The sequence below is a fragment of the Pseudomonas endophytica genome (assembly GCF_001411475.1).
In the GTDB taxonomy this organism is placed as follows: Bacteria; Pseudomonadota; Gammaproteobacteria; order Pseudomonadales; family Pseudomonadaceae; genus Aquipseudomonas; species Aquipseudomonas endophytica.
The window spans coordinates 1-26,697 of record NZ_LLWH01000199.1; the positions used below are offsets into that span (position 1 = coordinate 1).

Genomic DNA, 26,697 nt, shown 5'->3' on the forward strand with positions numbered 1-26,697 from the left:
TGCGTGGGGACACAGGAAGCGAGCAAGTTGTGTGCCGAGCCGTTAAGCCAATTCGCCACACAGATCTAATTCGACCAAGCGGCGCACGTCATCGAACGGCAGGCCCGCGCCCAACAGAGCATGCAGCTTGCCAAACGCGGCCTCGCGGGTCATGCCGCCACCCGACAGCACGCCAACGCCACGCAAGCGACTTCCGGCTTCGTACACGTCTAACTCCACACCGCCTTCGTGGCATTGGGTGATTGCGACTACCACGATGCCCTTGTCGTACGCCCGTTGCAGGCTTGCCAAGAACGCCGGGTTGTCGCTGGGGCCGGTCCCGCTGCCGAAGCACTCAAGCACGAGAGCTTGAATGCCGCTGTTGAGCACGGCATCAAGCTGATCTGCGCCGATACCCGGCACCAGCGGCAGCACGCCAACATTGGCCTCTTCCTTGGGATGTTGATACGTCAGCGCGCTGGGCAGGGTCTGGGCTTTAGTACCGCCGCCGTTACGCTTGAGCGCCACAAACGGGTTGCGGCCAAAGCTGCGCACTTTGGCGCAGTGGGTCGGGTCCAGCAGTTCGTCGTGAAAGTACAACTGCACGCCGTAGGGCTGGCCTTGGGCAAGTGCGCTCAAGGCGCCGCTGACGTTTGGCCAGGCATCGCTGTCGGGCACACCCGCAGGCAGCATCGACCCGGTGAACAGAACCGGTGCCTTTAAGCCCAGCAGTTGAAAGCACATGGCCGCAGCGCTGTAGGCCAGCGTGTCGGTGCCATGCAGTACAAGCACCGAATCGCAGCCGTCCTGCTCAACGGCTTCGATAATCGCCGTCCGCAAATGCAGCCAGTAGGCGGGTGTCATGTTGGCGCTGTCGATCAGCGGGCTCATTTCACGAAAGCGCCATTGCGGTATGTGTACGTGCGGTTGGCTGGCCAGAAAGTCGCGCATGCGTGCTTCAAAGCCGGATGCAGGTGCAAGGCCGCTGGCGCTGGCTTGCATGCCGATGGTGCCGCCGGTGTAGAGCACCATGACGCGCTGGGCGAGGTGAAGAGTGGCTGCAGTCATTCAGGAGTCCCCATAAGCAAAAACGCGGCGGTTCTGTCAGAACCGCCGCGTTGATATTAGCGTTTTGTGTCTTCGGTTTTGGCGGTCGGTGGTAGCGGCGGCCAAGCTTTCAAGTCCAAATTCAGATCTGGGAATTTACTGGAATCGAAAACCGGTACTTTGATCCCCGCTTTGCGTTGGTCATCGTAGTCTTTGAGCACGCGCATGCAAATCTTGAACAGCATCGCCAGAGCGACAAGGTTCACGAAAGCCAGCAAGGTCATCGCGATGTCAGCGAAGGCAAAGACGGTTTGCAGGTTTTCAATCGAGCCCCACACAACCAATACCAGCACCAAAGCGCGATAACCCATCAGTGTTTTGCGTGTCTCACCGAATAGAAAGCGCAGGCTGTTTTCGCCCAGATAGTAGTTGTAAAGCATCGAGGTGAACACGAACAACGCCAGCGCTACGCTGATGAAGATACGGCCCCATTCGCCGACAACGGCGGCCAGAGAGTTTTGCGTGAGGGCAATGCCGTCGCCTTCAAACCCTGGGGTATAGAAGCCGGACAGCAGAATCAGCAACGCCGTGCAGGTGCAGATCACAAAGGTGTCGAGGAACACGCTGAACGCCTGAACCACGCCTTGCGCGATCGGGTGGTCCACGTCAGCCACGGCGGCCACGTTCGGGGCGCTGCCCAAACCGGCTTCGTTGGCGAATACGCCGCGTTTGACGCCCATCACAATGGCGCTGCCGATCATGCCGCCAAACACCGGGTCCATGCCGAAGGCACTTTTGACGATGTGGCCGAGCATGGCCGGTACTTGGTCGAATTGCAGCACGATCACGTAAACCGTAACGGCGATGTACGCCAAGGTTTTGACCGGAACCAGCAAGTCTGCGACCGAGGCAATTCGTTTAATACCGCCGATGAAGACCAAGCCCAACAGCACGGCAATGATGACGCCGGTGTAATTGACGTCAAAGCCGAAGGCGTTTTCCAGCGAGTGGGTTACGGCGTGCGCTTGCAGGCCCATGAAGGCAAAGCCGAAGGTGATCAGCAGCAGGACGGCCATCAACTTGCCCATCCAGATTTTGCCCAGGCCGTACTTCATATAAAAGGATGGGCCACCGCGCAGTTGGCCTTCGCTGTCGCGGCGTTTGTAGAGCTGACCCAGTGAACACTCGATCAGGCTGCTGGACATACCGACGAGTGCGGTTACCCACATCCAGAACACGGCACCGGGGCCACCCAGGGTTACGGCAATGCCGACACCGGCAATATTGCCCGCGCCTACACGGCCAGCGAGGCTCAGCATCAGCGCTTGAAACGAGCTGAGTTGGCCGGCGCTGCTGCGCAAGCTGTCTTTAAACACGGCAAACATGTGCAGGAAGTAACGCAGCTGAACGAAACGCGAGCGGATCGTAAAGTAGCCACCGAGCCCAACCATGAGCACGATTAGTACTTTCCCTGAGAGGAAGTCATTGATGACTTCTAGCATGGATTATTCCTCGCTGTTTTTATCTATTGGCAAAACGGCCGGATCGGAGCCATGCATTACGCCCGTCAAGTCAGGGCATAAAGCTGGGAAATCGAAGGGATCCTGGCCATGTTGCTGCTTGGTTTACGATGCTGTTTCCGCACTGCCGATGGCCGCTGTTGCAGGGCACACGCACGGGAAGAGGGGCGGCACTATACCTATGAGTGTAGGAAGCGTCTCTATAAGTGACTGAATTTTCATGTGTTAGCCGTCTGAAATAGCGAGCTGCTCTAGCGTTCGGCCGTTTCTACACATGGACTAGGTGCCCAAATTTCAGGCAAAAAAAGGGCTTGCAGACTTGTCTGCAAGCCCTCAAAAGGTGAGAGGTGTCTAGTCCCTCGACCTGGTGAGCATCAAATCTAGAGCGGGTGTTACGACGTTAGGCCTTAAGTGGCACCAAACGCGGGGCAATCATGTTTTCTGGACGCAGGATGTCGTCGAGCATGGCGTCGTCGAGCAAGCCTTCTTCACGTACCAGTTCCAGCACGCCACGACCGGTTTCAAGTGCGATACGGGCGATGCGGGTGGAGTTTTTGTAGCCGATGTATGGGTTCAGTGCGGTGACCAGGCCGATCGAGTGTTCAACCAGTTCACGGCAGCGTGCTTCGTTGGCGGTGATGCCGACGATGCAGTGCTCGCGCAGCATGTCCATGGCGCGTTGCAGCAGGCGGATCGAGTCGAGGATCTTGAAAGCGATCAGCGGCTCCATCACGTTCAGTTGCAGTTGGCCGCCTTCGGCTGCCATGGTCAGCGCCAGGTCGTTACCGATGACTTGGAACGCCACTTGGTTAACGGCTTCTGGGATAACCGGGTTGACCTTGCCAGGCATGATCGAGCTGCCCGGTTGACGCGCTGGCAGGTTGATTTCGTTGATGCCGGTGCGTGGGCCGCTGGACAGCAAACGCAGGTCGTTGCAGATCTTCGACAGCTTAACCGCGGTGCGCTTGAGCATGCCGGAGAACAGCACGAATGCGCCCATGTCGGAGGTGGCTTCGATCAAGTCAGCGGCAGGAACCAGCGGTTGACCGCTGATCAGCGCCAGACGCTCTACAGCCAGCGCTTGATAGCGCGGGTCAGCGTTGATACCGGTGCCGATCGCGGTGCCGCCCAGGTTCACTTCAGTCAGCAGTTCCGGGGCCAGCGTCTTCAGACGCGCCAAGTCTTCGCCCATGGTGGTAGCGAAAGCACGGAATTCTTGACCCAAGGTCATCGGTACGGCGTCTTGCAGCTGGGTACGGCCCATCTTCAGGACGTGGTTGAATTCTTCACCCTTAGCCGCGAATGCCTGAATCAGGCTATCGAGGCTGGCCAGCAGCGCGTCGTGACCCAGCAGTAGACCCAGACGGATGGCGGTTGGGTAAGCATCGTTGGTCGACTGCGCCATGTTGACGTCGTCGTTCGGGTGCAGGTATTGATACTCGCCTTTTTCGTGACCCATTGCTTCGAGCGCAATGTTGGCGATCACTTCGTTGGCGTTCATGTTGGTGGACGTACCGGCGCCACCTTGAATCATGTCGACCACGAACTCTTCGTGGAAATCACCGCGGATCAAACGTGCACAGGCTTCGCTGATGGCGGCGTGCTTGGCTGCGCTCAGATGACCCAGTTCACGGTTGGCGTCTGCAGCGGCCTGTTTGACCATTGCCAGACCGACAACCAGTTTTGGGTAGTGCGAAATCGGAACACCGGAGAGACGGAAGTTGTTCACCGCTCGTAGGGTTTGGATGCCGTAGTACGCTTGAGCCGGTACTTCGAGGGCGCCAAGCAGGTCGTTTTCTGTGCGGAATGATGCAGCAGTGGACATGATAAAAATCATCTCGATAAGAACCCGGTCTGGGCCGGAACGCTGCAAATCCTAGGCTTGCGGACTATTTTGGGCCAATGCCTTTAAACACTATCCTATGCAGAAACGGCATAATGCCGACGTGACGCGAAGGCCGCGTCGAACGTGTGACCCAATTTGGTGCGCGTCCGGGAGGACTCGATGAATCTCGAAAGTAAATGGTTAGAGGACTTCAGTGCCTTGGCTGCCACGCGCAGTTTTTCTCAGGCGGCTGAGCGTCGGTTTGTGACCCAACCCGCTTTCAGCCGACGTATTCGCAGCCTTGAAGCGGCGTTGGGGCTGACATTGGTGAATCGTTCCCGCACCCCGGTAGAGTTGACTGCGGCCGGCCAACTCTTTTTGGTCACGGCGCGTACGGTGGTTGAACAACTGGGTGAAGTATTGCGGCACTTGCATCATCTCGAAGGTGGGCAGGGCGAGGTCATGCAAGTGGCCGCAGCACACTCCTTGGCGTTGGGCTTTTTCCCGCGTTGGATCGCACAACTGCGCAACGAAGGGCTGAACATCGCCACGCGGCTGGTTGCGACTAACGTCGGAGACGCGGTACATGCCTTGCGCGAAGGGGGCTGCGATCTGATGCTGGCTTTTTACGACCCTGATGCGGCGTTGCAGATGGACCCGGAGATTTTTCCGTCGCTGCATTTGGGCAATACCGAAATGTTGCCGGTGTGTGCCGCCGATGCAGACGGCAAGCCGCTGTTTGATCTGGAGGGCGAAGGCAGCGTGCCGTTGCTGGCCTACAGCGCCGGTGCGTTTCTCGGGCGCTCGGTGAACTTGCTGCTGCGTCAGCGGGCCCTGCGCTCTACCACGATTTATGAAACGGCCATGGCCGATAGCCTTAAAAGTATGGCGCTTGAAGGGCTGGGCATTGCTTGGGTGCCGCAACTCAGTGTGCGGGCGGAGCTAGCCCGTGGCGAGTTGGTGGTATGCGGCGGGCCGCAATGGCACGTGCCGCTGGAGATTCGCCTGTATCGCTGTGCGTTGGTACGCAAGGCCAACGTAAGGCTGCTGTGGCGTAAGTTGGAGAATCCGATAACACCGGCTACCGGCTCTGTATGAACGGTGCTGAGGTGATTTCCGAGTATTGACCTTAAAGTCAGTAAAACCGGGCCTTTGAGGCAGTTATTACGGTAAAAGACAGATGGTCGGGGAATGTGCGTTTTGTTCAGCATTTTCGGTATACTGCGCGGCCTTCGGCCGGCTCGACCGGTCTAAATTTCTATAACAAGCCACGTCGGATCCTCCACGTGGCTTGTTGTTTTTTGACGCGCCTGCGGGCGCCCAAGAGAAGAGGCGCGACGATGAGTGCACTGGTAGGCGTGATCATGGGCTCCAAGTCCGATTGGTCCACCCTGAGCCACACCGCCGATATGCTGGAAAAACTCGGCATTCCTTACGAAGTTAAAGTGGTTTCTGCCCACCGTACTCCGGATTTGCTGTTCCAGTATGCCGAAGAGGCCGAAGGCCGCGGGATCGAGGTCATTATTGCCGGTGCCGGTGGCGCAGCCCACTTGCCAGGCATGTGTGCCGCTAAAACCCATTTGCCGGTACTCGGTGTGCCGGTGCAGTCGTCGATGCTGTCTGGCGTTGATTCGCTGCTGTCGATTGTGCAAATGCCCGCTGGCATTCCGGTTGCCACACTCGCCATCGGTAAAGCGGGCGCGATTAACGCTGCGCTGTTGTCGGCGAGCATTTTGGGCGCCAAGCACCCGCAGTTCCATACCGTATTGAAAGCATTCCGTGCTGAGCAGACTGACAGCGTGCTGGACAATCCAGACCCGCGCCTGGCCTGAGGTTTTTGACGATGAAAATCGGTGTAATCGGTGGCGGCCAGTTGGGTCGCATGCTGGCTCTGGCGGGGACTCCGCTGGGCATGAACTTCGCTTTCCTAGATCCGGCACCAGATGCCTGCGCCGCAGCTTTAGGCGAGCATATTCGTGCGGACTATGGTGATCAGGCTCATCTGCGTCAGTTGGCTGACGAAGTAGATCTGGTGACATTTGAGTTTGAAAGCGTCCCGGCTGAAACCGTGGCGTTCCTGTCGCAATTCGTTCCGGTTTACCCGAGTGCCGATGCGCTGCGCATTGCGCGTGACCGCTGGTTCGAAAAAAGCATGTTCAAAGACTTGGGTATTCCGACCCCGGCATTCGCTGACATTCAGTCCCAAGCGGATCTGGACGCCGCGGTCGCCAGCATCGGTCTGCCTGCCGTACTCAAAACCCGCACCTTGGGATATGACGGCAAGGGTCAAAAAGTCTTACGTACAGCCGCCGATGTGGAAGGTACGTTTGCCGAGTTGGGCAGTGTGGCCTGTCTACTAGAAGGTTTTGTGCCGTTCACGGGTGAAGTGTCGCTGATCGCTGTACGCGGTCGTGATGGCGAAACACAGTTTTACCCGTTGGTGCACAACACCCACGACAGCGGCATTCTCAAGCTGTCGGTGGCCAGTACTGATCATCCTCTGCAAGCCTTGGCCGAGGATTACTCCAGCCGTGTGCTCAAGCACCTAGATTACGTGGGCGTCATGGCCTTCGAGTTTTTTGAAGTCGACGGCGGTCTTAAAGCCAACGAAATCGCTCCACGTGTGCATAACTCTGGGCACTGGACCACTGAAGGCGCTGAGTGCAGCCAGTTCGAAAACCACGTGCGCGCCATTGCTGGCCTACCGCTGGGTTCGACGGCGAAGGTGGGCGAGAGTGCAATGCTCAACTTTATCGGCCGCGTACCGCCGGTTGAGAAGGTGATTGCAATTGCCAACTGCCATTTGCATCACTACGGCAAAGCCTTCAAAGCGGGCCGCAAAGTGGGCCATGCCAACCTGCGTTGTGCTGATATGGCCACGTTGCAAGCGCAGATCCTGCGCGTTGAGGCGCTAATCGACGAGGCATAAGCCTGCGGTCGATGGAACCATTGTGTGGCTGTTGCTCTCTGATGGCGTGATTCCAAAGTGCTGACTAGGCTTTGGTTAACGCCATCTAATGAGAGGACGCATGCATGGGCATCATCGGAACCATTCTTATCGGCTTGATCGTTGGCCTGTTGGCTCGCTTCCTGAAGCCGGGTGATGACAGCATGGGCTGGATCATGACCATCATTCTGGGTATCGCTGGCTCACTCGTCGCGACCTATGGTGGACAAGCGTTGGGCATCTACAGGGCGGGCGAAGGTGCTGGCTTTATCGGTGCAGTAATCGGCGCCATCATTCTGTTGGTGGTCTTCGGCCTAATAAAGAAAAAGAGCTGATCGCGTGTGGCCCTCTCTGCGCTGATCGCAGAGAGGGCTAGAATGCGCGACGTCTTCATTTCTCTTTGATTGAGCCTTCAAATGCGCCGCCTTCTATTGACCTTTCTTTTGCTGGGCTGCGGCCTGGTACACGCGGCAGAACTGCCCGAAACCGACTGGCTGGAGTTAATGCCCAAGTCGGATCAAAAAGCCCTCGAAGCAATGCCCGAAATCGACCACGACTCGCCTGAAGCCCAAGGTACGTTTACCGAGAAGGGTGGCTTGAAACAAAGTAAAGGCTTGCCAGCCGTTATGTATTCCAACAAAACCGTCAGCAGCATGAATGGTAAAAATATCCGTTTGGGCGGTTATCCCGTGCCTTTGGAAACGGATGCCAAGGGCCGCAGCACGCTGTTTTTCCTGGTGCCTTACCCTGGGGCTTGCATTCATGTGCCACCGCCGCCACCGAACCAATTGGTACTGGTGCGCTATCCAAAAGGATTGAAGCTGGACGACATCTACACGCCGCTGTGGGTGATGGGTACGCTGAAAGTAGAGAACGTTAGCAACGATTTGGCGGATGCCGCGTATGCGCTGGAGGCCAGCAAGGTACGGGTGGTGGTTGAGTCGGATTTGTAATAGCTGACTGGACTGTAGGAGCTGCCGCAGGCTGCGATCTTTTGACGTTCAAAAAGATCGCAGCCGTCGTTCCTCGGCAGCTCCTACGGTTCAGGCCAGTTTTTGGCTGCTGATGCTCACGCCCATGGTGTGGCTAGCGCCTGGCGTCAAGGTGATGATGTCGTCCATGACGTTGGCGGTTTCGATGCACAGCATGCGTTGCCAACCGTCTGAGGCCATGTCATCGAGGGTGGCGGCTTTGTCGATCCACGGGTTCCAGATCACCGCCGAGCGCGAGCCTTTACTGGTTAACTGAATGCTGCGCTTCCAGTCGGTATCGACAATGCTCAACACGGGCGGGGCATTGAGGTAGATACGGTCGGTTTCACCGCTGAAGGTCAAGTTGCCGACCTGCTGGACGCGTTTCCAGTCTTCGAGAGTTTCAATGTAGGTAAGCCCGGCAACGCCCTCTACCTGGACATTACGCACATCACTCACCGCAAAATAGCTGTGCAGTGCTTGGCTAATGGTGACGGGGACAGGGCCGCGGTTGTGGCTGGTCAGGCTGATATGCAGTTGCGTGTCGAGACGTAATCTCAGCGTCAACGCTACATCATGTGGCCAGCCAGGGAGGCCGCCTTCAAGGTGTGGCAAGCCCAACTCAATGTGTAGCGCTTCGCCTGCATCATCAAGCTCCAGTAGCTCCCACTCCAAGGTGCGTACCAAGCCGTGGGCTGTGGCGGGCTCACCGCTATCGCGCATAGTCTGCACGCTGTCCGGGTTGCGCGCGAAATTGCCAAACCACGGCCAGCACACCGGGATGCCTGCACGAATAGGATGACCCTGTTTGAACTGGGCTTTGTCATTGAGCCAGATAATGGGTGGCTCATCGCCAACTTGGTAGCTCAGCACTTGCGCGCCTTGTTTGGCGACCAATAGTTGGGCCTGGCCATGCTGAAAGTGCCAGCACTCCAGTTCGCCCAAGGTGACAGACTCGATGTGGTGCATGGCTAGCTCTCTATTAAGGGCGCGGATTAACGGCGTGGCGGAACGGAACGGGTGCGGCCGCTGCCATCAATGGCAACAAACACGAACACCGCTTCGGTAACCTTGCGCCATTCGCTGGACAGTGGGTCGTCGCTCCAGACCTCAACCATCATCTGGATCGAGCTACGACCGATTTCCAGCGCTTGGGTATAGAACGATAGCTGCGCACCGACGGCCACAGGCACCAGAAACGCCATGCGATCAATGGCAACGGTGGCCACGCGGCCGCCTGCAACCTTGCTGGCCATTGCCGTGCCCGCGAGGTCCATTTGTGAGACTAGCCAGCCACCAAAAATATCGCCGAAACCATTGGTTTCGCGTGGCAACGCGGTGATTTGCAAGGCCAGATCGCCTTGTGGAATTGGATCTTCTTGTTCGAGCTCTATCATGCCGAAGGGCCTCTGACCCGTGATTCATCATCTGTACTGCGGGTGAATAAGCGTCTAAAGAAAAACGATTCAGCCCGAACATACTACGTTCGTCACGTTCTTCATAAGGCGCGCCAAGGGAAACTCTGCGAAATCGGCTGGCAAACGCTCAGCGGGCGCTTTCGCACAGCAACCTTAGTGGTTTCCGAATGTTTCTACGGCCTGCGAGTATATCGGGCCATCGTCCGCCCGACGACCTCCTGATTCTGCTTTTTAAGCATGCCGTGCGTCTAGCTCTGTGCTTTTGCAAACAATTTGTTATCTTTCAAGACCTGCCAAGCCCCTGTTGGCGTAGACGCAGCTTTCGCCGTACCCAATAAGAGAAGTCATACCCCATGATCACTGAGCCTTCCAGTGCTGCACCGCCTTCACGTCCGTTAACTCGCAATGATCTCAAAACGCTATCGCTGTCCGCTTTAGGTGGGGCGCTGGAGTTTTACGACTTCATCATCTTTGTATTCTTTGCCACGGTCGTGGGCAAACTGTTTTTCCCGGCTGACATGCCCGAGTGGCTACGGCTGATGCAAACCTTCGGCATTTTTGCTGCGGGTTATTTGGCGCGGCCTTTGGGTGGCATCGTCATGGCGCACTTCGGTGATCTGCTGGGCCGCAAAAAGATGTTCACTTTGAGCATCTTTATGATGGCCGTACCGACCTTGATCATGGGCTTGTTGCCGACCTACGAGCAAATCGGTCTGTGGGCGCCGATTCTGTTGCTGCTGATGCGCGTCATTACGGGGGCTGCGATTGGGGGTGAAGTGCCGGGGGCGTAACTCGATCTACACCCCGGTTGAGGTGTTGGACTTCGCATGGCGTATACCTTTTCTGTTGGGCGGTGTGTTTGGTTTGTTTGCGGTGTACCTGCGCCGCTGGCTGCACGAGACTCCAGTGTTTGCCGAACTGCAACAGCGCAAGGCGTTGGCCGAAGAAGTGCCACTTAAAACCGTACTGCGTGACCATCGCGCAGCCATTCTGATCTCAATGCTGCTGACTTGGCTGCTGTCTGCCGGGATCATCGTCGTCATCTTAATGACCCCGACCGTACTGCAAACCGTGTACGGCTTCTCGGCCACCACGTCACTGCAAGCCAACAGCTTGGCCATCGTCTTTCTGAGCTTGGGCTGTATCGCGTCGGGCGCCTTGGCTGACCGCTTTGGTGCGGGCCGAGTCTTTGTTGTGGGGTGCGCAGCGTTGCTGATCACCACTTGGACCTTCTACCACAGCCTGTTGCAGCACCCGGATTGGCTGTTTGGGCTGTACGCCTTGAGCGGTTTGTTCGTAGGCGTCATTGGCGCAGTGCCCTACGTCATGGTCAAAGCGTTCCCGGCGGTGGTGCGGTTTAGCGGCTTATCGTTCTCGTACAACTTGGCCTACGCCATCTTCGGCGGCCTAACGCCCATGGCGGTGACCTTGTTGCTGAAAGAAAGCCAAATGGGCCCGGCGTACTACGTCGCGATTATTTGTCTGATGGGGCTGCTAGTAGGCGCTTATCTGTGGAAGAAAGGGCGCTGATAATCGCCGTTTAAGCGCCACGCCTTTCAGCATTCTCCCTGAATGCCATCATTTATGGCCCAATGATGGCATTTCATCTAATTGTCACAATCGGTTCATAGAGTGTTCATCCGGCCTGCTGATACTGGCCCCGATTCATCTAACCGGTTTGCTAGGAGTAAGGCATGAAACTGAAGCGTGTGATGGCGGCCCTGACTTTTGTGGCTGCTGGCGTTGCGGCTGCTAACGCAGTGGCGACGGGTGTCGATCCGACGATTGCGGCTTACACCAAGACCACCGGTGTGTCGGGCAACCTGTCCAGCGTTGGTTCTGACACTCTGGCAAACCTGATGACGTTGTGGGCCGAGGCTTACAAGAAGGAATACCCAAACGTAAACATTCAGATCCAAGCCGCAGGCTCCGCCACTGCGCCGCCTGCGCTGACTGAGGGCACCTCCAACCTGGGCCCGATGAGCCGCAAGATGAAAGACACCGAACTGGCTGCCTTTGAGCAGAAGTACGGTTACAAGCCAACCGCAGTGCCGGTGGCTGTGGATGCTTTGGCGGTGTTTGTGCACAAGGACAACCCGATCCAGCACCTGACCATGGAGCAAGTTGACGCTATTTTCTCGTCGACTCGCTTGTGCGGCGCTAAAGCAGATGTAAAAACTTGGGGTGACTTGGGCGTTCAGGGCGACTTGGCGAACAAGCCCGTTCAGCTGTTTGGCCGTAACTCGGTATCCGGCACGTATGGCTACTTCAAAGAAGAGGCCCTGTGCAAAGGTGACTACAAGCCAAACGTGAATGAACAACCTGGCTCGGCGTCGGTTGTGCAGTCCATCAGTTCTTCGCTAAATGGCATCGGCTATTCGGGTATTGGTTACAAAACCGCTAGCGTGAAAACGGTCGCGTTGGCCAAAAAAGGCAGCACGGACTTCATTGAAGACACTGAAGAAAACGCACTGAGCGGCAAGTACCCGCTGTCGCGCTTCCTCTATGTGTACGTGAACAAGGCCCCTAACAAGCCGCTAAACCCCTTGGAGGCTGAGTTCATCAAGCTGGTGCTGTCCAAGCAAGGGCAGGAGGTGGTCGTGAAAGACGGCTACATCCCATTGCCCGCTAAAGTGGCTGCCAAAGCCTTGGCTGACTTGGGTCTGAAAGAAGGCAATTAAGCCTTCTACTATGCAGCAGGCTGCGATGAGGTTACGGTGCAATCCGTTGCCTTGAAGCCCTAAGGGCTTCATCGTAGCTTGCGGTAGTGACCTAGGTTTCACCGCATTTTCGTTCCGCTACCAGGTCCGCTGGTCAGCGGTTTTTTGCGTCACTGATTTGTCATCTTTTTGTCATACAGGCCCGCTAGGGTGTGCGCATGAATGATCTGGCTAATTCCGAATGACTTCGACATCCGCTCCCAAGCGCATTGATTTCAATACGCCTGAACTGAAACGTAAACGTCGCATTCGTGCGCTCAAAGATCATCTCACCCGCTGGTATGTGTTTATTGGCGGCCTTGCGGTGCTCGGCGCGATCACGCTGATTTTCTTCTTTCTGGGCTATGTGGTGTACCCGCTGTTTCAGGGGGCAGATCTGACGCCAAAATCGGCGATCACGCCGGTGTGGATGCAGGACGCTGGCAAACCTCTGATGCTCTCGATTGAGGAACAAAATCAGGTCGGTATGCGCGTGTCCGACAAGGGCATGGTGATGTTCTTTAGCGTCAAAGATGGCACTGAACTGTCGCGACTCAACCTGCCTCTGCCTGATGGCACGCACGTGACCTCGCTCGGTGAAGATCAGCCCGGCAGCCCGGTCGTGGCATTGGGCCTGTCGAACGGCCAGGCGCTGGTGTTCCGTCATACCTACAAGGTCAGTTACCCGGATGGCAAAAAGACCATCACCCCGGCCATTGAGTACCCGTATGGGGAGGCGCCGATCACGCTGGATCAGCAAGGTCGTGCGTTGGATCACGTGAACATCAGCGTGAACGATTCAACCGTGGTGCTGGCCGGTTCGACAGGCTCGCAGCTGAACGTGGTCTCGATGACCAAAGAAGAGAACCCGATGACTGGCGAGGTGACCCAGTCTGAAAGCCGCATTGATCTCCCGCAGATGACCGAGAAGGTTAAAGCCTTGTATGTCGACCCTCGTCAGCAGTGGCTGTACGTGGTGAATGGCCGTGCTCAGGCTGACGTCTTTAGCTTGCGCGATAAGAGCTTGAATGGGCGTTACAAACTGCTGGAAAACGCCAACACCGAAATTACCGCTAGCTCGCAGTTAGTTGGCGGTATTTCATTGATTTTCGGTGATTCGAAGGGGGGGCTTAGCCAGTGGTTTATGGCACGTGACCCCGATGGGGAACCGCGCTTCAAGCACATCCGTAGCTTCCAAATGGGCACGTCTCCGATTGTTGAAATCACCGCTGAGCAGCGTCGTAAAGGGTTCTTGGCCTTAGATGCCGCGGGCGAGATTGGCGTTTTCCACAGCACTGCGCATCGTACTTTACTGGTGCAAAAGATTGCTGAAGGCCCGGGCATCATGGCCCTGTCGCCGCGGGCTAATCGCATCATCGTGGAAGAGGGCGGTCAGTTACGCCCTTTGACCTTAAAGAACCCGCACCCGGAGGTGTCCTGGAGCGCGCTGTGGAGCAAGGTCTGGTACGAGAACTACGACGCGCCTAACTACGTATGGCAGTCGACGGCCGCCAATACCGACTTCGAACCAAAGATGAGCCTTGCGCCATTGACCTTCGGTACGTTGAAGGCGGCATTCTACGCCATGCTGCTGGCGGCACCGCTGGCCGTTGCAGCAGCGATCTACACCGCCTACTTCATGGCCCCGAGCCTGCGCCGCAAGGTTAAACCGGTGATCGAGCTGATGGAGGCAATGCCGACGGTGATTCTGGGTTTCTTCGCGGGGCTGTTCTTGGCGCCGTATGTTGAAGGTCATTTACCGGGGATTTTTAGCCTGTTGATGCTGATGCCCATCGGCATTCTGATGGCGGGCTTTGCTTGGAGTCGGTTGCCTGAATCCATCCGTCTGCGAGTGCCGGATGGCTGGGAAACCGTGATCTTGATCCCTGTGGTGCTATTGGTCTGCGGGGTTTCGCTGTACATGAGCCCGTACATGGAAGCCTGGTTTTTCGGTGGCGATATGCGCCTGTGGATCTCCCATGATCTGGGCATTACCTACGATCAGCGAAATGCGTTGGTGGTGGGGTTGGCGATGGGCTTTGCGGTTATCCCGAATATCTACTCGATTGCTGAAGACGCCGTGTTCAGCGTCCCTCGCGGCCTGACATTGGGCTCGCTGGCGCTGGGTGCCACGCCGTGGCAAACCATGACGCGTGTTGTCATCCTCACCGCCAGCCCTGGGATCTTCTCGGCACTGATGATCGGTATGGGCCGTGCGGTTGGCGAAACCATGATTGTGTTGATGGCGACGGGTAACACGCCGGTCATGGAGCTGAACCTGTTCGAAGGCTTGCGCACCTTGGCGGCGAACGTCGCAGTAGAGATGCCAGAGTCGGAGGTGGGTGGCAGTCATTACCGTGTGCTGTTCCTGTCAGCGCTAGTGCTACTGATGTTCACCTTCGTCATGAACACATTCGCCGAGCTGATTCGTCAGCGTCTGCGCAAGAAATATTCGTCGCTTTAAGGAAGGTAGAAGTCTGTGAAGCAGAACTCCCTCAAAGGCTGGTTCAAGAGCGGCGCTCCCGGCGTTTGGATCAGCGGTGGCGCAGTGTCCATTGCGGTCATCATGACCATCGGCCTGTTGTTGGTTATCGCTGTTCGCGGTCTGGGCCACTTTTGGCCTTCGGACCTGATCTACGCACACTACGACGTACCAGGCAGCGCCAATCATCGAGTGATCGGCGAAGTGGTGCAAAAGGAAGAGGTGCCGCGTGAGCGCCTGAAAAGCGCGGGCCTGCCGGTGCAAGATCAAGGCCCGGAGTTTATGACCCGTGAGCTGATCAAGGTGGGCAACCGTGACCTGAACGGCAACGACTTTACCTGGGTGGTAGGGGAATGGTTGACCGGCGAAACCACACCTGCCGAACTGATGGCGATTGAGCGGCGCGAGTGGGGTAACTTCTACGGCTACTTGGTGAGCGTGAAAGAAAACGGTCGCGTGGTGGCCGAAGGCGATGCCGCCTGGCCCGAGCTAAGGGCTCGCGTCAAACGCGTTAACGAGTTGGGCGCGCAACTTACCCAGTTGGAGAAGAAAGACATCGGTGCGATCAACGCAGGGCTAGAGCGTATTCGTCTGCACGAGCGCAAGTTGGAGATGGCGGGCAACTTGGATGCCGCGGCACAAGCGGATCTGGACGCTGGGCGTGCCGAGCTGAACGCGCGCTACAAAGCTATTGAAAATCGTCTGGCTGACTTGCATGCACAACTCAACCGCGACAGCCTCACGGCCCGTGATGCCAATGGCAAAGAGTTGGAAATCAACATCAGCAAAGTGGTGAAGGTTTACCAGCCAAACGCGATGAACAGCTGGCAGAAGCTGGGCATGTACTTCGCCAACATCTGGGAGTTTCTGAGCCAAGACCCGCGTGAAGCTAACACCGAAGGCGGGATCTTCCCGGCGATTTTCGGCACGGTGATGATGACCTTGATCATGGCCGTGATCGTGACCCCGTTCGGTGTGCTGGCGGCGGTCTACCTGCGTGAATATGCCAAGCAAAACACTCTGACCCGGGTGATCCGAATCGCGGTTAACAACCTCGCGGGGGTGCCGGCGATTGTATACGGGGTGTTTGGTCTGGGCTTCTTTGTGTACGTGTTGGGTGGCTCGGTTGACCGGTTGTTCTTTGCTGAAGCCTTACCTGCGCCAACCTTTGGTACGCCGGGCCTGCTGTGGGCGTCATTGACCTTGGCGTTGCTGGCGGTGCCGGTAGTGATTGTGGCCACCGAAGAAGGGCTGGCGCGTATCCCGCGGACCATTCGCGAGGGCTCGCTGGCACTGGGCGCGACCAAAGCCGAGACGTTATGGAAGATTGTATTGCCGATGGCCAGCCCAGCCATGATGACCGGCCTGATTCTGGCCGTCGCCCGTGCGGCAGGTGAGGTCGCGCCGTTGATGCTGGTGGGCGTGGTTAAGCTGGCGCCTTCGTTGCCGCTGGATGGCAACTACCCTTACTTGCACCTTGATCAGAAGATCATGCACTTGGGCTTCCATATTTATGACGTTGGCTTCCAAAGCCCTAACGTTGAAGCCGCCCGCCCGCTGGTATACGCCACCGCGTTGCTGCTGGTGCTGGTGATCGCGACCCTTAACTTGTCGGCGGTGTGGATCCGCAACCATCTGCGTGAGAAGTACAAGGCGTTAGATGGCTGATTCACGACCTGTAGGAGCAAGCTCGCTCCTACAGGCGAAACCTCGATCAAAACGAATGTTTAGCGTATGGAGCAACCCATGCAGCATGATTCCTCAACCCACGGCATTAACATGTCGGCCTTGGGTCGCAGCAAACAGAGCCGGAGTTTGGCTGACGAAGCGGTTGCTATTGAAGTGCCGGGCCTGAATCTGTATTACGGCGAAAAACAAGCACTCTTCGATGTTTGCCTGAATATTCCGAAGCAGCGTGTCACTGCGTTTATCGGCCCATCTGGCTGCGGTAAGTCCACGTTGCTGCGCACGTTCAATCGCATGAACGATCTGGTCGATGGCTGCCGTGTCGAAGGCGAGATTAATCTGTACGGGAACAACATTTACCGCAAAGGCGAAGACGTTGCTGAGTTACGCCGCCGCGTCGGCATGGTGTTTCAGAAACCTAACCCGTTCCCAAAAACCATCTACGAAAACGTGGTGTACGGCCTGCGTATTCAAGGCATCAAAAAGAAACGTGTGCTCGACGAAGCGGTTGAGTGGGCGCTTAAAGGGGCTGCTTTGTGGGACGAGGTCAAAGACCGTCTGCATGAGTCGGCACTGGGCTTGTCCGGTGGCCAGCAACAGCGTTTGGTGATCGCCCGTACTATCGCGGTTGAACCCGAGGTGTTGCTGCTCGATGAGCCGTGCTCGGCCCTTGATCCGATTTCGACGTTGAAAGTCGAAGAACTGATCTACGAACTCAAAGCCAAGTTCACCATCGTCATCGTGACCCACAACATGCAACAGGCGGCCCGGGTTTCGGATTACACCGCGTTTATGTACATGGGCAAAATGATTGAGTACGGTGATACCGATACCCTGTTCACCAATCCGGCTAAAAAGCAGACAGAAGACTACATTACTGGGCGATATGGTTAGTAGCAGCTGCAAGCCGTTAGCTTCAAGCGTCAAGAAAAAGCAGATTGGTGCAACGACACACAGAGCTTGCAGCTTGCAGCTCATAGCTTTTGCGGAGCAAACCCATGATTTCAAAGGATGGCCTCACCCATCACATTTCCGCGCAATTTAACGCGGAGCTCGAAGAAGTACGCAGCCACTTGCTGGCGATGGGCGGGCTGGTTGAAAAGCAGGTCAACGACGCGGTTACCGCGTTGATCGAGGCTGACTCCGGGTTGGCTCAGCAAGTGCGCGAGATCGACGAACAGATCAATCAGATGGAGCGCAACATTGATGAAGAATGCCTGCGTATTTTGGCCCGTCGTCAACCCGCCGCCTCTGACTTGCGCTTGATCATCAGCATTTCCAAGTCGGTGATTGATCTGGAGCGTATCGGTGATGAAGCGACCAAGATCGCTCGCCGGGCGATACAGCTGTGTGAAGAAGGCGAAGCGCCGCGAGGCTATGTCGAAGTGCGTCACATCGGCGACCAAGTTCGCAACATGGTGCGCGATGCATTGGACGCCTTTGCGCGGTTTGACGCTGATCTGGCGTTGTCGGTGGCGCAGTATGACAAGACGATCGACCGCGAGTACAAAACCGCGTTGCGTGAGCTGGCCACCTACATGATGGAAGACCCGCGTTCTATTTCACGAGTGCTGAGCATCATCTGGGTGCTGCGTTCGCTGGAGCGTATCGGCGACCACGCGCGCAATATCTCTGAATTGGTAATTTATTTAGTGCGTGGCACAGACGTGCGGCACATGGGCCTCAAGCGCATGCGTGAAGAAGTTGAAGGCACGGCGGGCGATAACGCTAATGTTGAGTCGCAAGCTGACGATAAATAGGATTGCCCGCTACCAAAACGCCTGGCTCATTGCTGGGCGTTTTTGTTTTCGGTGTTTAGAGCTAAGGTGCTGATCGGTCTTGGCAATTGGCCACTATTTGGCGCAAGGTTGTCAGGATTCTAAAGGAGCTGTCGATGAGCAAGGTCAGTGTGTTAGTGGTGGATGACGCGTCGTTTATCCGCGATCTGGTTAAAAACTGCCTGCGTAACTATTTTCCTGGCATCAGTATCGAAGACGCGATCAACGGTCGCAAAGCCCAAGCGCTGCTGACCCGTGAATCGTTTGACCTCGTGCTGTGTGATTGGGAAATGCCGGAGATGTCCGGCCTCGAACTGCTGACGTGGTGCCGTGAGCAGGACCGTCTGAAAGCGCTGCCTTTCATTATGGTCACCAGCCGTGGCGATAAAGAAAACGTGGTGCAGGCGATTCAGGCTGGAGTTTCAGACTTTGTTAGCAAGCCGTTCACCAACGAGCAATTGCTGAGCAAAGTGAAAAAGGCATTCACCAAGGCCGGTTTACTTGATGCGGTGATGGCCAGCGCCCCAAGCCGTGCCAGCACGGGCGTGATGAATGATTCGTTGAATGCGCTGACGGGCGGCAAGGCGCAAGTGGTCACGCCAAGCGCTGCGAGCCGACCGGTGTCAGTGGCTCAAGCGTCTAATCAGACACTGACAGGGCGCGGTCAAGGTCAATTACGATTGTCTACGGGGAATCAGCCGTGCGTGATTAAAGCGCTAAGCCTCAAGGAGGCGTTGCTGGTGGTTCGGCGTAGCGAGGTTTTGCCGCAGATACTTGCCAGTGCGGTGTTGGATCTTGAGCAAGGCGAGCGCGCTGAAGTGGCCCGCTTGAATGGTTACCTGCATGCCATCGTCGCCTACGAGCCCAAAGCTGACAGCGACTGGTTGCAACTGACCTTTCGGTTTGTTGATCAGGATGCCGAAAAGCTCAATTACCTGTCGCGGCTGATTGCACGCGGTACGGCGCAAAAGCACTTTGTGCCGGGGGCCTAAGACAGACGGGACGGCGTGACTAAACGATCCCCTAGGAGCTGCCGAGGCACGACGGCTGCGATCTTTTAAGATCAAAAGATCGCAGCCTGCGGCAGCTCCTACGGGAGTTGCAGGCCGCCTGCGGCTTTATGAATAGCGCGCAGGTGTTCGCCGATCTGTTTGACGTTGTCTTCAGTGGCGGCGATCTCTGCTGCACGGGCTGGTTCGAGCAGGCTGCGCACTTCTTTGTCTAAATCGCCGGTCAGGCGCAGTAACTGTTGCTGGCGCTGGCTGCTTTCAGATTCAAGCATTGCCCACTCTTGGGTTTGAGGCAGGCCATAGCCGCTGCTGCCCAAGAGTTCGGCTGGGCGGCTGAGAAATCCGCTGCTGGCGAGGATCTCTTGCAGGGTTTTGTTGGCTTTGTCCATGCCGCCATCTGTGAGGCCGCGCGCGCCCAAATACTTTTGTTTAACTTCGTCCTGCGCTAACAGTAATTGACGACGGAAGCTTGCTTGTTCGAGCAGTAACAGCGCTGCGCTGGTGCGCAAGTCTGCCTGTTCAAACCACGGGCGGCGTTGGTCGGCATCCAGGGCCATCCAGTCCTCAACTCTGGTCTGCTTGATCGGTAGCCGGGTTTTTAACACATCGAACATGGCTTGATAGCGGTCGCGGTAAGAGTCAAACCGGTAGCCCAGTCGCAGGGCCTCACGAGGGTCATCCAGTACGCTGGTATCGGCTAAGCCGCGGGCCTTGAGTACGTCAAGCAGGCCATTGGGGACGATGCTGTCCAAGCCTTTGAGGTGGGCGTTATTGCTGCCGCTGCGCAGCAGTTTCAGCGTTTCGACGGCGCAGTTGTTGGACACAAAGTAGTAGTCGCCGTCGTAGCTCCAGTGCATTTCGGCTGCATGCTCGACCATCTCTTCGATTTCCGGGCGGCTCAGGTTGAGTGGCACCGAGGCAAGGCTGCGCAATTCGGTCTTGGTGTATTCGTCGATGACTTGAGCCAGCGGTAACACAAATAGCCGCGAAGGATAGGCGCCGGTCAGGCCGTCCCAACTTGACAGCTGCACGTCGTTAACAAAAGCCCGATAGGACAGCACCAAGTGTTCTTGCAGGTCGAGTCGGCAATCGGGGCCGCGTGGACGACCGGGTGCACAAATCACCAAGCGCAACATGCTGTGGCCCCAACGGCTGGCCCATTCCTGATTGGCTTCGGCCAGCAGATAGTCGACGGCATACACGCGCTCGGGGTCAACGGTGCCGAGCGGCTGCTTGGCAAAGTCGTTGCCCGCATTCAGAAAGGGGAAGCCTTTAGGGCACTCGTCTTTGGCGGCGGGGGCCCAACCGAAATGCTCTGTGTAATAGCGGTACAGCGCCGGCCGCCGACAGGCATAAGCAGGGTCGAGGAGAAAGTACTCCATGTTGACCGCGACGAACTCTTTGGGGTTGGTGACTTCGTACAGATCCGGGCTGCGCACGACCTGATGGTTGTCTTGCTCGCGCTCACCACGGCGGCCCACGTATTGCTGCCAACCTGCTAAGTCGAGCAGCCGCGGGTCGTCGCTGAACGTGAAGCGGCGTTCGGTTTGGCCGCGGCATGAGTCAGGCAGCCCAATCAGCCCCGTGCTGCTATTTTGCCGAGTGCAGCGCTGAATAAGCACACGCTCGGGTGCGTGCCAGAGGCGGGCGCGGTCATAGAGGTGGGTCAGCTCGTGCAAGACGGTGGCGAGCATTTCCTGGCGCACGGTGCCGTGGGGGCGATTGGTTTTTTGGGTCGCTGCCGAACCATCGGTCAAGCTGGCCAGCAGGTTGCGATTCAGGTCCAGCTCAGACACCAATGTGGCTTGGCCATAGGCGTTGCTGGGCATGTCATTGCTCCAGCCGACCTCAATCTGGCGATCCAACTGCTCAATAAAGCGCGGTGGGAGCTTTTGCATGGCCTCATCGAGTAACGCTTGGCTCGCTTGCTGCTCGGCAGGTGTCAGACCTTGTGTTTTGAGCTTCAGGTGCAGTGCCGCGTGTACGTTGCTGCCCAAAAGCGCAAGGGCACATGCCGCAAGCCAGCCAGTCAGTGACTTCACAGTACGAGGATAGCTTCGGCGAGGTCGTGGTCACTGGCGTTGCGCGCTTCAGGTAAGCGGTCGCGCAGGGTGTTGAAGGCAGACTCCAATTGAACGCCGCGAATTGAGCCATCGGTTGCGACGAATGTGGCTGCGTCATCATGGGCCGCACGGACTACTTTGGAGTCGCGGATAGAAGTGGTGGTGTCTGATGTGAAGTCGATAGAGCGACCAAACGCGCGCACGATGATGTTACTGGTCTGCACAACGGTCTGTGCCTGCGCCATATCGGCGATCAGCAACAGACCAAGGGTGGCGACAACTAAAGGGCTACGCATGAAACATCTCCAGAAAACGCGGGTATTTATTGGACGAGAATTGCTTGTGCCAGTTCAAGATCGGAGGCATTCAATTTTGGCTGGGTCTGGCGCAGATAGCGCAAGGCAGATTCTAACTGAGCACCTCGCTGTTGACCGTCACTGGCAATAAAGGCAGCAGCGTCATCCTGGGCGGCAACTATGACTTTGTTATCAAAGGGGGCGGACGTCACTTTACTGGTGACATACCCTGTGAGCACCGTATTTTGCGTGGTCGTGTCGAAGGCGTTAGCGGATTGAATCCAGCAGAAAGCTAGCAAGGCTAATAAAGAAAAACGCATGGGTCTCGTTCTGTGTGATCGGGGCCCAAGGCTAGCGTAATGCTCGGGTCAGAGCCAGCATGCGGCGGAGATCTTCATGAAGCTTTAAGAGAGCAAGAGGGCGAACGGTAAATAGCTGTGTTGGCGCTGCTGCAGGGAATGATCTTTGTGTTTTTTAAAAGATCGCAGCCTGCGGCAGCTCTTACGAGAGATCTGAAGATCAGATCGCCAAGATTGCCTGTGCCAGTTGGGCGTCGCTGGCTTGCAGTTGCGGCGCTTGCTGGCGAATGGCATCGAAGGCGCTTTCGAGTTTCACGCCGCGGATGATCCCTTCACTGGCGACAAAGCTGGCGGCGTCGTCACGGGCTTCGCGCACGATTTTGTTATTACGCAGTGAGCCGGTTGCATCGGACGTTAGGTCGGAGGTCGCTTTCAGTGCGCCCACAATGGCATCAGTTGTCACGAGAAAACTGGAAGCGTTGGCACTAGCAGCAAGAGTCAGCAGGGCAGCAGCACTGAACAGGCGAAGAGTGGGCATGGTGATACTCCAAAAGAGGTTCGTATAAAAATAGACGGTTATGAGGCGAATAGTAGGCGCAGGGCGCTGTGCAGCAAAGGATGTTTTACCTGTTGGCGTAGGTTAAGTGCTCTGGATCAAGCTTTGTCATAACTGTGCTGGTCTATTTATCTACCTTATAAAACTGTATCGGTATAAAGAGTCGTGCTGTTAAACAGCTCTCTAATACGACAAAACCCGTCGCGGTTACCCGCGACGGGTTTTGTTTGTTCAATTCAAATGCTGGCGGTGGACCGTGGGTCAGGGCCAGCGAGCGCTCATTAGCGCCAGAACGGCTTGCTCAGCTCTTCGTAGCGCTGCGATTCGCTGATACCGGCATCAGCCAGAAGACGAGAATCCAAGCGAGCCAATTGATGGCGGCTGGAGATACGGCGCTGCCACAACATCAGGTTGGCAAGTACGCGCAGAGGCATGGAAGCCTTAGTGTTTACAGTGTTGCTTTCGTTGAACAGATCGGAACTGAGTGTACGTTCCATGACGGCATCCTTCCGCTTATGGCGGCATTGGCTAGTGGTTTAACTGATGCCAATGATCCTCCTCTTCGTCCAGACTCTGTAGATACAGTTCAGCTGTATTGCGATGGGCCAGTTAACTGTTTATAGGTGCTGTACGGCCAAAAATGAGCACAACTGTATCTGTGAGCACCAAGTTGGTGCGATATTCGTCTTTTTCATGCGTTTTAACCCTAATTGCTGCAAGAAACTACCAGTACAGCAGTACAGTTTTTTTGTTTTTTGCCCAAAAAAGCCGCCGGAACAACTGTGTTTTTCTCGGCGGCTGTCTAGTACGCGTGTTACGGCAGCATTTTTCCGGTTTCTTCCAAGTTGATGTGCCAGCTCAAGGCTTCACGCAGGATGTGTGGCGTGTGGCCTCCGATGGCGCAGGCTTTGGTGAAGTAGTCATTCAAGGCTTCACGGAAGTCTGGATGCACACAGTTGTCGATGATGACGCGGGCACGTTCGCGCGGTGCCAGACCGCGCAAGTCAGCCAGGCCCTGCTCGGTTACCAAGATATCCACATCATGCTCGGTGTGGTCAACGTGGCTGACCATCGGCACAACGCTGGAGATCGCTCCGGCTTTGGCGATCGACTTGGTCACGAAGATTGCCAAGTGCGCGTTACGTGCGAAGTCGCCCGATCCGCCGATGCCGTTCATCATGCGCGTGCCGCAAACGTGGGTGGAGTTGACGTTGCCGTAGATGTCGAATTCCAAGGCGGTATTGATCCCGATGATGCCTAGGCGGCGAACCACTTCTGGGTGGTTGGAGATCTCTTGCGGGCGCAGCACGAGTTTGTCTTTGTAACGTTCAAGGTTGCCAAACACATCGGAGTTACGGCGTTCTGACAGGGTGATCGAGCTGCCGGAGGCGAAGCGCATCTTACCCGCGTCGATCAGATCGAAAGTTGAGTCCTGTAGTACTTCGGAGTACATGGTCAGGTCTTCGAAAGGCGAGTCGATCAAGCCGCACATCACAGCGTTAGCGATGTTGCCGATACCGGCTTGCAGTGGGCCGAGCTGGTTGGTCATACGGCCTTCATCCACTTCATTTTTGAGGAAGTTGATCAGGTGGAAGGCGATGCCGGCTGTTTCGCTATCAGGTTCGGAGACGGTCGACGGCGAATCAGCTTTGTTGGTAATCACGATAGCGACGATTTTTTCAGCCGGAATCGGGATGGCAGTGCTACCAATGCGGTCGTCGACTTTCACCAGCGGGATTGGCGTACGGGTCGGCCGATAGGTCGGGATATAGATGTCGTGCAAGCCTTCCAGGTTCGGATTGTGCGCCATGTTGATCTCAACGATCACGTGTTTGGCGAAAATCGCGAAACTGGCCGAGTTGCCGACCGAGGTGGTGGGTACGATGTGGCCTTGCTCGGTAATCGCAACAGCTTCGATGACGGCTATGTCCGGCAGCGTGAGTTGCTTGTTACGCAGTTGTTCTACGGTTTCGGATAAATGCTGGTCGATGAACATGACTTTGCCAGCGTTGATCGCTTTGCGCAGTGTGCTGTCGACTTGAAACGGCATGCGCCGCGCGAGTACACCGGCTTCGGTCAATTGCTTGTCGAGGTCGTTGCCCAAGCTGGCACCGGTCATCAGGGTGATTTTCAGCGGGGTAAGTTTGGCGCGCTCGGCCAGCGCCTGCGGAACGGCTTTGGCTTCACCGGCACGGGTGAAACCGCTCATGCCGACAGTCATGCCGTCTTTGATAAGGGCGGCGGCTTCTTCGGCGCTCATAACCTTATCGTGCAGGGAGTTCAGGCGAATACGTTCACGGTACATGGATTGTTATCTCGGGCAACGGAAGCAAGATGCGCAGTCTATTCATTTTCAAAGCGCAACGTCCCGCTACCATGGTCGAATGCCGCAGGCCGATTTAGAGCCTTTGGTCGGGTCGGGGCGGGAAATAAAAAACCCCGGTCAGTGCAGCGCCGGGGTTCTGGTTGTTACAAGGCCGTGATGTTACTCGACAGCTTTAACCATATCTTCAATAACCTTCTTGGCGTCACCGAAGACCATCATGGTTTTGTCTAGATAAAACAGTTCGTTGTCTAGACCGGCATAGCCGCTGGCCATAGAGCGCTTGTTAACGATGACGGTTTTAGCTTTATAAGCCTCAAGGATCGGCATGCCAGCAATGGGCGATTTAGGGTCGTTCTTGGCGGCTGGGTTGACGACGTCGTTGGCGCCAAGCACCAGTACCACATCGGCTTGGCCGAATTCGGAGTTGATGTCTTCCATTTCGAACACTTGGTCGTAAGGCACTTCTGCCTCGGCCAGTAGTACGTTCATGTGGCCAGGCATCCGGCCCGCGACGGGGTGGATCGCATACTTCACGGTCACGCCGCGGTGAGTGAGCTTTTCGGTTAGCTCTTTGAGTGCGTGTTGCGCTCGAGCTACGGCCAAGCCGTAGCCGGGAACGATGATGACGGTGTCGGCGTTGGTCAGTAAGAAAGTGGCGTCGTCAGCTGAGCCGGATTTGACCGGGCGTGCTTCTTGCGCGCTGGCTGGGCCGCCTGCATCGACCGCGCCACCAAAGCCGCCTAGGATCACGTTGAAGAACGAGCGGTTCATGGCTTTGCACATGATGTAAGACAGGATGGCGCCCGAAGAGCCCACCAGTGAACCGGCGATGATCAGCATTGAGTTGTTCAGCGAGAAGCCAATACCCGCCGCTGCCCAGCCCGAGTAACTGTTAAGCATCGAGACCACTACCGGCATATCTGCACCGCCAATCGGGATGATGATCAGCACGCCCAATACGAACGCCAGTGCAAGCATCAGTGCGAACGCGCTGAGGTTACCGGTCAACATAAAGGTGATCCCTAGAGCCAGCGTAGCCAGGCCCAGCACTAGGTTTAGTTTGTGTTGGCCGGTGAACTGTACCGGTGCGCCCTGAAACAGGCGGAACTTGTATTTACCCGAGAGCTTGCCGAAGGCGATCACCGAACCGGAGAAGGTGATTGCACCAATGGCTGCGCCTAGGAACAGCTCTAGGCGGTTGCCTGCCGGGATGGCGTCGCCCAGGTGTTTGACGATGCCCAGCGACTGCGGCTCGACCACGGCTGCGATGGCAATAAATACCGCAGCGAGGCCGATCATGCTGTGCATGAAAGCGACCAGTTCAGGCATTTTGGTCATTTCGACGCGTTTAGCCATGATCGAGCCAGCCGTACCGCCGACCAGCAGGCCGACAATCACGTAGCCGATGCCAGCAGTCGCGATCTCTGCGCCCAGTTTGTAGATCAGGCCGACCGTGGTAATGATCGCCAGACCCATGCCGAGCATGCCGAACAGGTTGCCGCGACGTGAGGTGGTGGGGTGCGACAGACCCTTGAGTGCCTGGATAAAGCAGATTGATGCAACCAGATACAGAACAGTGACCAGGTTCATGCTCATGGCTTGCGCACCTCTTCTTTAGCTTTAGGTGCTTTCTTTTTGAACATTTCCAGCATGCGCCGGGTGACCAAAAAACCACCGAATACGTTCACAGCGGCCAATGCGACTGCCAAGGTGCCCATGGTTTTACCCAGCGGGGTGACTGTCAGTGCAGCGGCGAGCATGGCGCCTACGATCACAATCGCCGAAATGGCGTTGG

General features: G+C 56.5%; 23 protein-coding genes and 2 pseudogenes. 12 read left to right on the forward strand and 13 right to left on the reverse strand.

Features of this window, described 5'->3' with window-relative positions:
• Window positions 1-42: 42 nt before the first annotated feature.
• The 3 genes from AQS70_RS18115 to aspA all read right to left on the reverse strand — a co-directional run bounded on the left by AQS70_RS18115 (window position 43) and on the right by aspA (window position 4,371).
• Window positions 43-1,047 carry an asparaginase gene (locus AQS70_RS18115; protein ID WP_055104129.1) on the reverse strand — a complete coding sequence of 335 codons (1,005 nt, stop codon included), beginning with the start codon at window positions 1,045-1,047 and terminating at the stop codon, window positions 43-45.
• A gap of 56 nt (window positions 1,048-1,103) precedes the next feature.
• Window positions 1,104-2,528, reverse strand: coding sequence for an alanine/glycine:cation symporter family protein (locus AQS70_RS18120; protein ID WP_055104130.1), 1,425 nt, complete (start codon window positions 2,526-2,528; stop codon window positions 1,104-1,106).
• Window positions 2,529-2,946: 418 nt separating this feature from the next.
• A complete protein-coding gene (gene aspA, locus AQS70_RS18125; protein WP_055104149.1) occupies window positions 2,947-4,371 on the reverse strand; it encodes an aspartate ammonia-lyase in 1,425 nt (474 codons plus the stop codon).
• A gap of 180 nt (window positions 4,372-4,551) precedes the next feature.
• Here aspA and AQS70_RS18130 point away from each other — a divergent pair, with 180 nt between their 5' ends.
• The 5 genes from AQS70_RS18130 to AQS70_RS18150 all read left to right on the forward strand — a co-directional run bounded on the left by AQS70_RS18130 (window position 4,552) and on the right by AQS70_RS18150 (window position 8,271).
• Entirely contained in the window at window positions 4,552-5,469 is a 918-nt protein-coding gene (locus tag AQS70_RS18130; protein ID WP_055104131.1) for a LysR substrate-binding domain-containing protein, read from the forward strand.
• A 242-nt stretch (window positions 5,470-5,711) separates the two neighbouring features.
• Window positions 5,712-6,203, forward strand: coding sequence for a 5-(carboxyamino)imidazole ribonucleotide mutase (purE, locus tag AQS70_RS18135; RefSeq protein WP_047279087.1), 492 nt, complete (start codon window positions 5,712-5,714; stop codon window positions 6,201-6,203).
• An 11-nt stretch (window positions 6,204-6,214) separates the two neighbouring features.
• On the forward strand, window positions 6,215-7,300 hold the full coding sequence (locus AQS70_RS18140) for a 5-(carboxyamino)imidazole ribonucleotide synthase (protein ID WP_055104132.1): 1,086 nt from the start codon (window positions 6,215-6,217) through the stop codon (window positions 7,298-7,300).
• A 104-nt stretch (window positions 7,301-7,404) separates the two neighbouring features.
• Window positions 7,405-7,653 carry a GlsB/YeaQ/YmgE family stress response membrane protein gene (locus AQS70_RS18145; protein ID WP_055104133.1) on the forward strand — a complete coding sequence of 83 codons (249 nt, stop codon included), beginning with the start codon at window positions 7,405-7,407 and terminating at the stop codon, window positions 7,651-7,653.
• Window positions 7,654-7,734: 81 nt separating this feature from the next.
• Entirely contained in the window at window positions 7,735-8,271 is a 537-nt protein-coding gene (locus AQS70_RS18150) for a DUF3299 domain-containing protein (protein WP_055104134.1), read from the forward strand.
• A gap of 90 nt (window positions 8,272-8,361) precedes the next feature.
• Here AQS70_RS18150 and AQS70_RS18155 read toward each other — a convergent pair whose 3' ends face one another.
• The gene (locus AQS70_RS18155) at window positions 8,362-9,258 is read right to left on the reverse strand and encodes a D-hexose-6-phosphate mutarotase (RefSeq protein WP_055104135.1); all 897 of its coding nucleotides are present in this window, start codon (window positions 9,256-9,258) and stop codon (window positions 8,362-8,364) included.
• A 26-nt stretch (window positions 9,259-9,284) separates the two neighbouring features.
• The gene (locus AQS70_RS18160; RefSeq protein WP_048373769.1) at window positions 9,285-9,686 is read right to left on the reverse strand and encodes an acyl-CoA thioesterase; all 402 of its coding nucleotides are present in this window, start codon (window positions 9,684-9,686) and stop codon (window positions 9,285-9,287) included.
• 374 nt (window positions 9,687-10,060) lie between these two features.
• Here AQS70_RS18160 and AQS70_RS18165 point away from each other — a divergent pair.
• From AQS70_RS18165 to AQS70_RS18195, 7 genes and pseudogenes are all read left to right on the forward strand, one after another.
• Window positions 10,061-11,237: pseudogene (locus AQS70_RS18165) on the forward strand (MFS transporter).
• Window positions 11,238-11,401: 164 nt separating this feature from the next.
• Window positions 11,402-12,388 (forward strand): phosphate ABC transporter substrate-binding protein PstS family protein, encoded by a 987-nt coding sequence (locus tag AQS70_RS18170; protein ID WP_055104136.1) that lies wholly within the window; start codon window positions 11,402-11,404, stop codon window positions 12,386-12,388.
• A 197-nt stretch (window positions 12,389-12,585) separates the two neighbouring features.
• Window positions 12,586-14,870: pseudogene (locus AQS70_RS18175) on the forward strand (ABC transporter permease subunit).
• A 15-nt stretch (window positions 14,871-14,885) separates the two neighbouring features.
• Window positions 14,886-16,556: a phosphate ABC transporter permease PstA gene (gene pstA / locus AQS70_RS18180; RefSeq protein ID WP_055104138.1), complete on the forward strand. Its 1,671-nt coding sequence runs from the start codon at window positions 14,886-14,888 to the stop codon at window positions 16,554-16,556.
• Window positions 16,557-16,634: 78 nt separating this feature from the next.
• Window positions 16,635-17,468: a phosphate ABC transporter ATP-binding protein PstB gene (pstB, locus tag AQS70_RS18185; protein WP_055104139.1), complete on the forward strand. Its 834-nt coding sequence runs from the start codon at window positions 16,635-16,637 to the stop codon at window positions 17,466-17,468.
• 104 nt (window positions 17,469-17,572) lie between these two features.
• The gene (gene phoU, locus AQS70_RS18190; protein WP_055104140.1) at window positions 17,573-18,334 is read left to right on the forward strand and encodes a phosphate signaling complex protein PhoU; all 762 of its coding nucleotides are present in this window, start codon (window positions 17,573-17,575) and stop codon (window positions 18,332-18,334) included.
• Between the two features lie 134 nt (window positions 18,335-18,468).
• A complete protein-coding gene (locus tag AQS70_RS18195) occupies window positions 18,469-19,344 on the forward strand; it encodes a response regulator (protein ID WP_055104141.1) in 876 nt (291 codons plus the stop codon).
• Between the two features lie 98 nt (window positions 19,345-19,442).
• Here AQS70_RS18195 and AQS70_RS18200 read toward each other — a convergent pair whose 3' ends face one another.
• The 8 genes from AQS70_RS18200 to AQS70_RS18235 form a co-directional block, all read right to left on the reverse strand.
• The gene (locus AQS70_RS18200; RefSeq protein ID WP_055104142.1) at window positions 19,443-21,404 is read right to left on the reverse strand and encodes an Lnb N-terminal periplasmic domain-containing protein; all 1,962 of its coding nucleotides are present in this window, start codon (window positions 21,402-21,404) and stop codon (window positions 19,443-19,445) included.
• Complete coding sequence (locus AQS70_RS18205) at window positions 21,401-21,721, reverse strand: DUF2388 domain-containing protein (protein ID WP_055104143.1); 321 nt, start codon at window positions 21,719-21,721, stop codon at window positions 21,401-21,403. Before AQS70_RS18205 ends, AQS70_RS18200 begins: the two co-directional genes overlap by 4 nt.
• Before the next feature lie 26 nt (window positions 21,722-21,747).
• On the reverse strand, window positions 21,748-22,041 hold the full coding sequence (locus AQS70_RS18210; RefSeq protein WP_055104144.1) for a DUF2388 domain-containing protein: 294 nt from the start codon (window positions 22,039-22,041) through the stop codon (window positions 21,748-21,750).
• Between the two features lie 199 nt (window positions 22,042-22,240).
• A complete protein-coding gene (locus tag AQS70_RS18215; protein WP_055104145.1) occupies window positions 22,241-22,558 on the reverse strand; it encodes a DUF2388 domain-containing protein in 318 nt (105 codons plus the stop codon).
• A gap of 299 nt (window positions 22,559-22,857) precedes the next feature.
• On the reverse strand, window positions 22,858-23,073 hold the full coding sequence (locus tag AQS70_RS18220; protein WP_055104146.1) for a DUF1127 domain-containing protein: 216 nt from the start codon (window positions 23,071-23,073) through the stop codon (window positions 22,858-22,860).
• A gap of 317 nt (window positions 23,074-23,390) precedes the next feature.
• Window positions 23,391-24,881, reverse strand: coding sequence for an acetyl-CoA hydrolase/transferase family protein (locus AQS70_RS18225; RefSeq protein WP_055104147.1), 1,491 nt, complete (start codon window positions 24,879-24,881; stop codon window positions 23,391-23,393).
• A 180-nt stretch (window positions 24,882-25,061) separates the two neighbouring features.
• A complete protein-coding gene (locus AQS70_RS18230; protein ID WP_055104148.1) occupies window positions 25,062-26,498 on the reverse strand; it encodes an NAD(P)(+) transhydrogenase (Re/Si-specific) subunit beta in 1,437 nt (478 codons plus the stop codon).
• Window positions 26,495-26,697 (reverse strand): proton-translocating transhydrogenase family protein (locus AQS70_RS18235; RefSeq protein WP_162233914.1); only part of this gene is annotated, 203 nt, incomplete at its 5' end. The genes AQS70_RS18235 and AQS70_RS18230, both read right to left, overlap by 4 nt.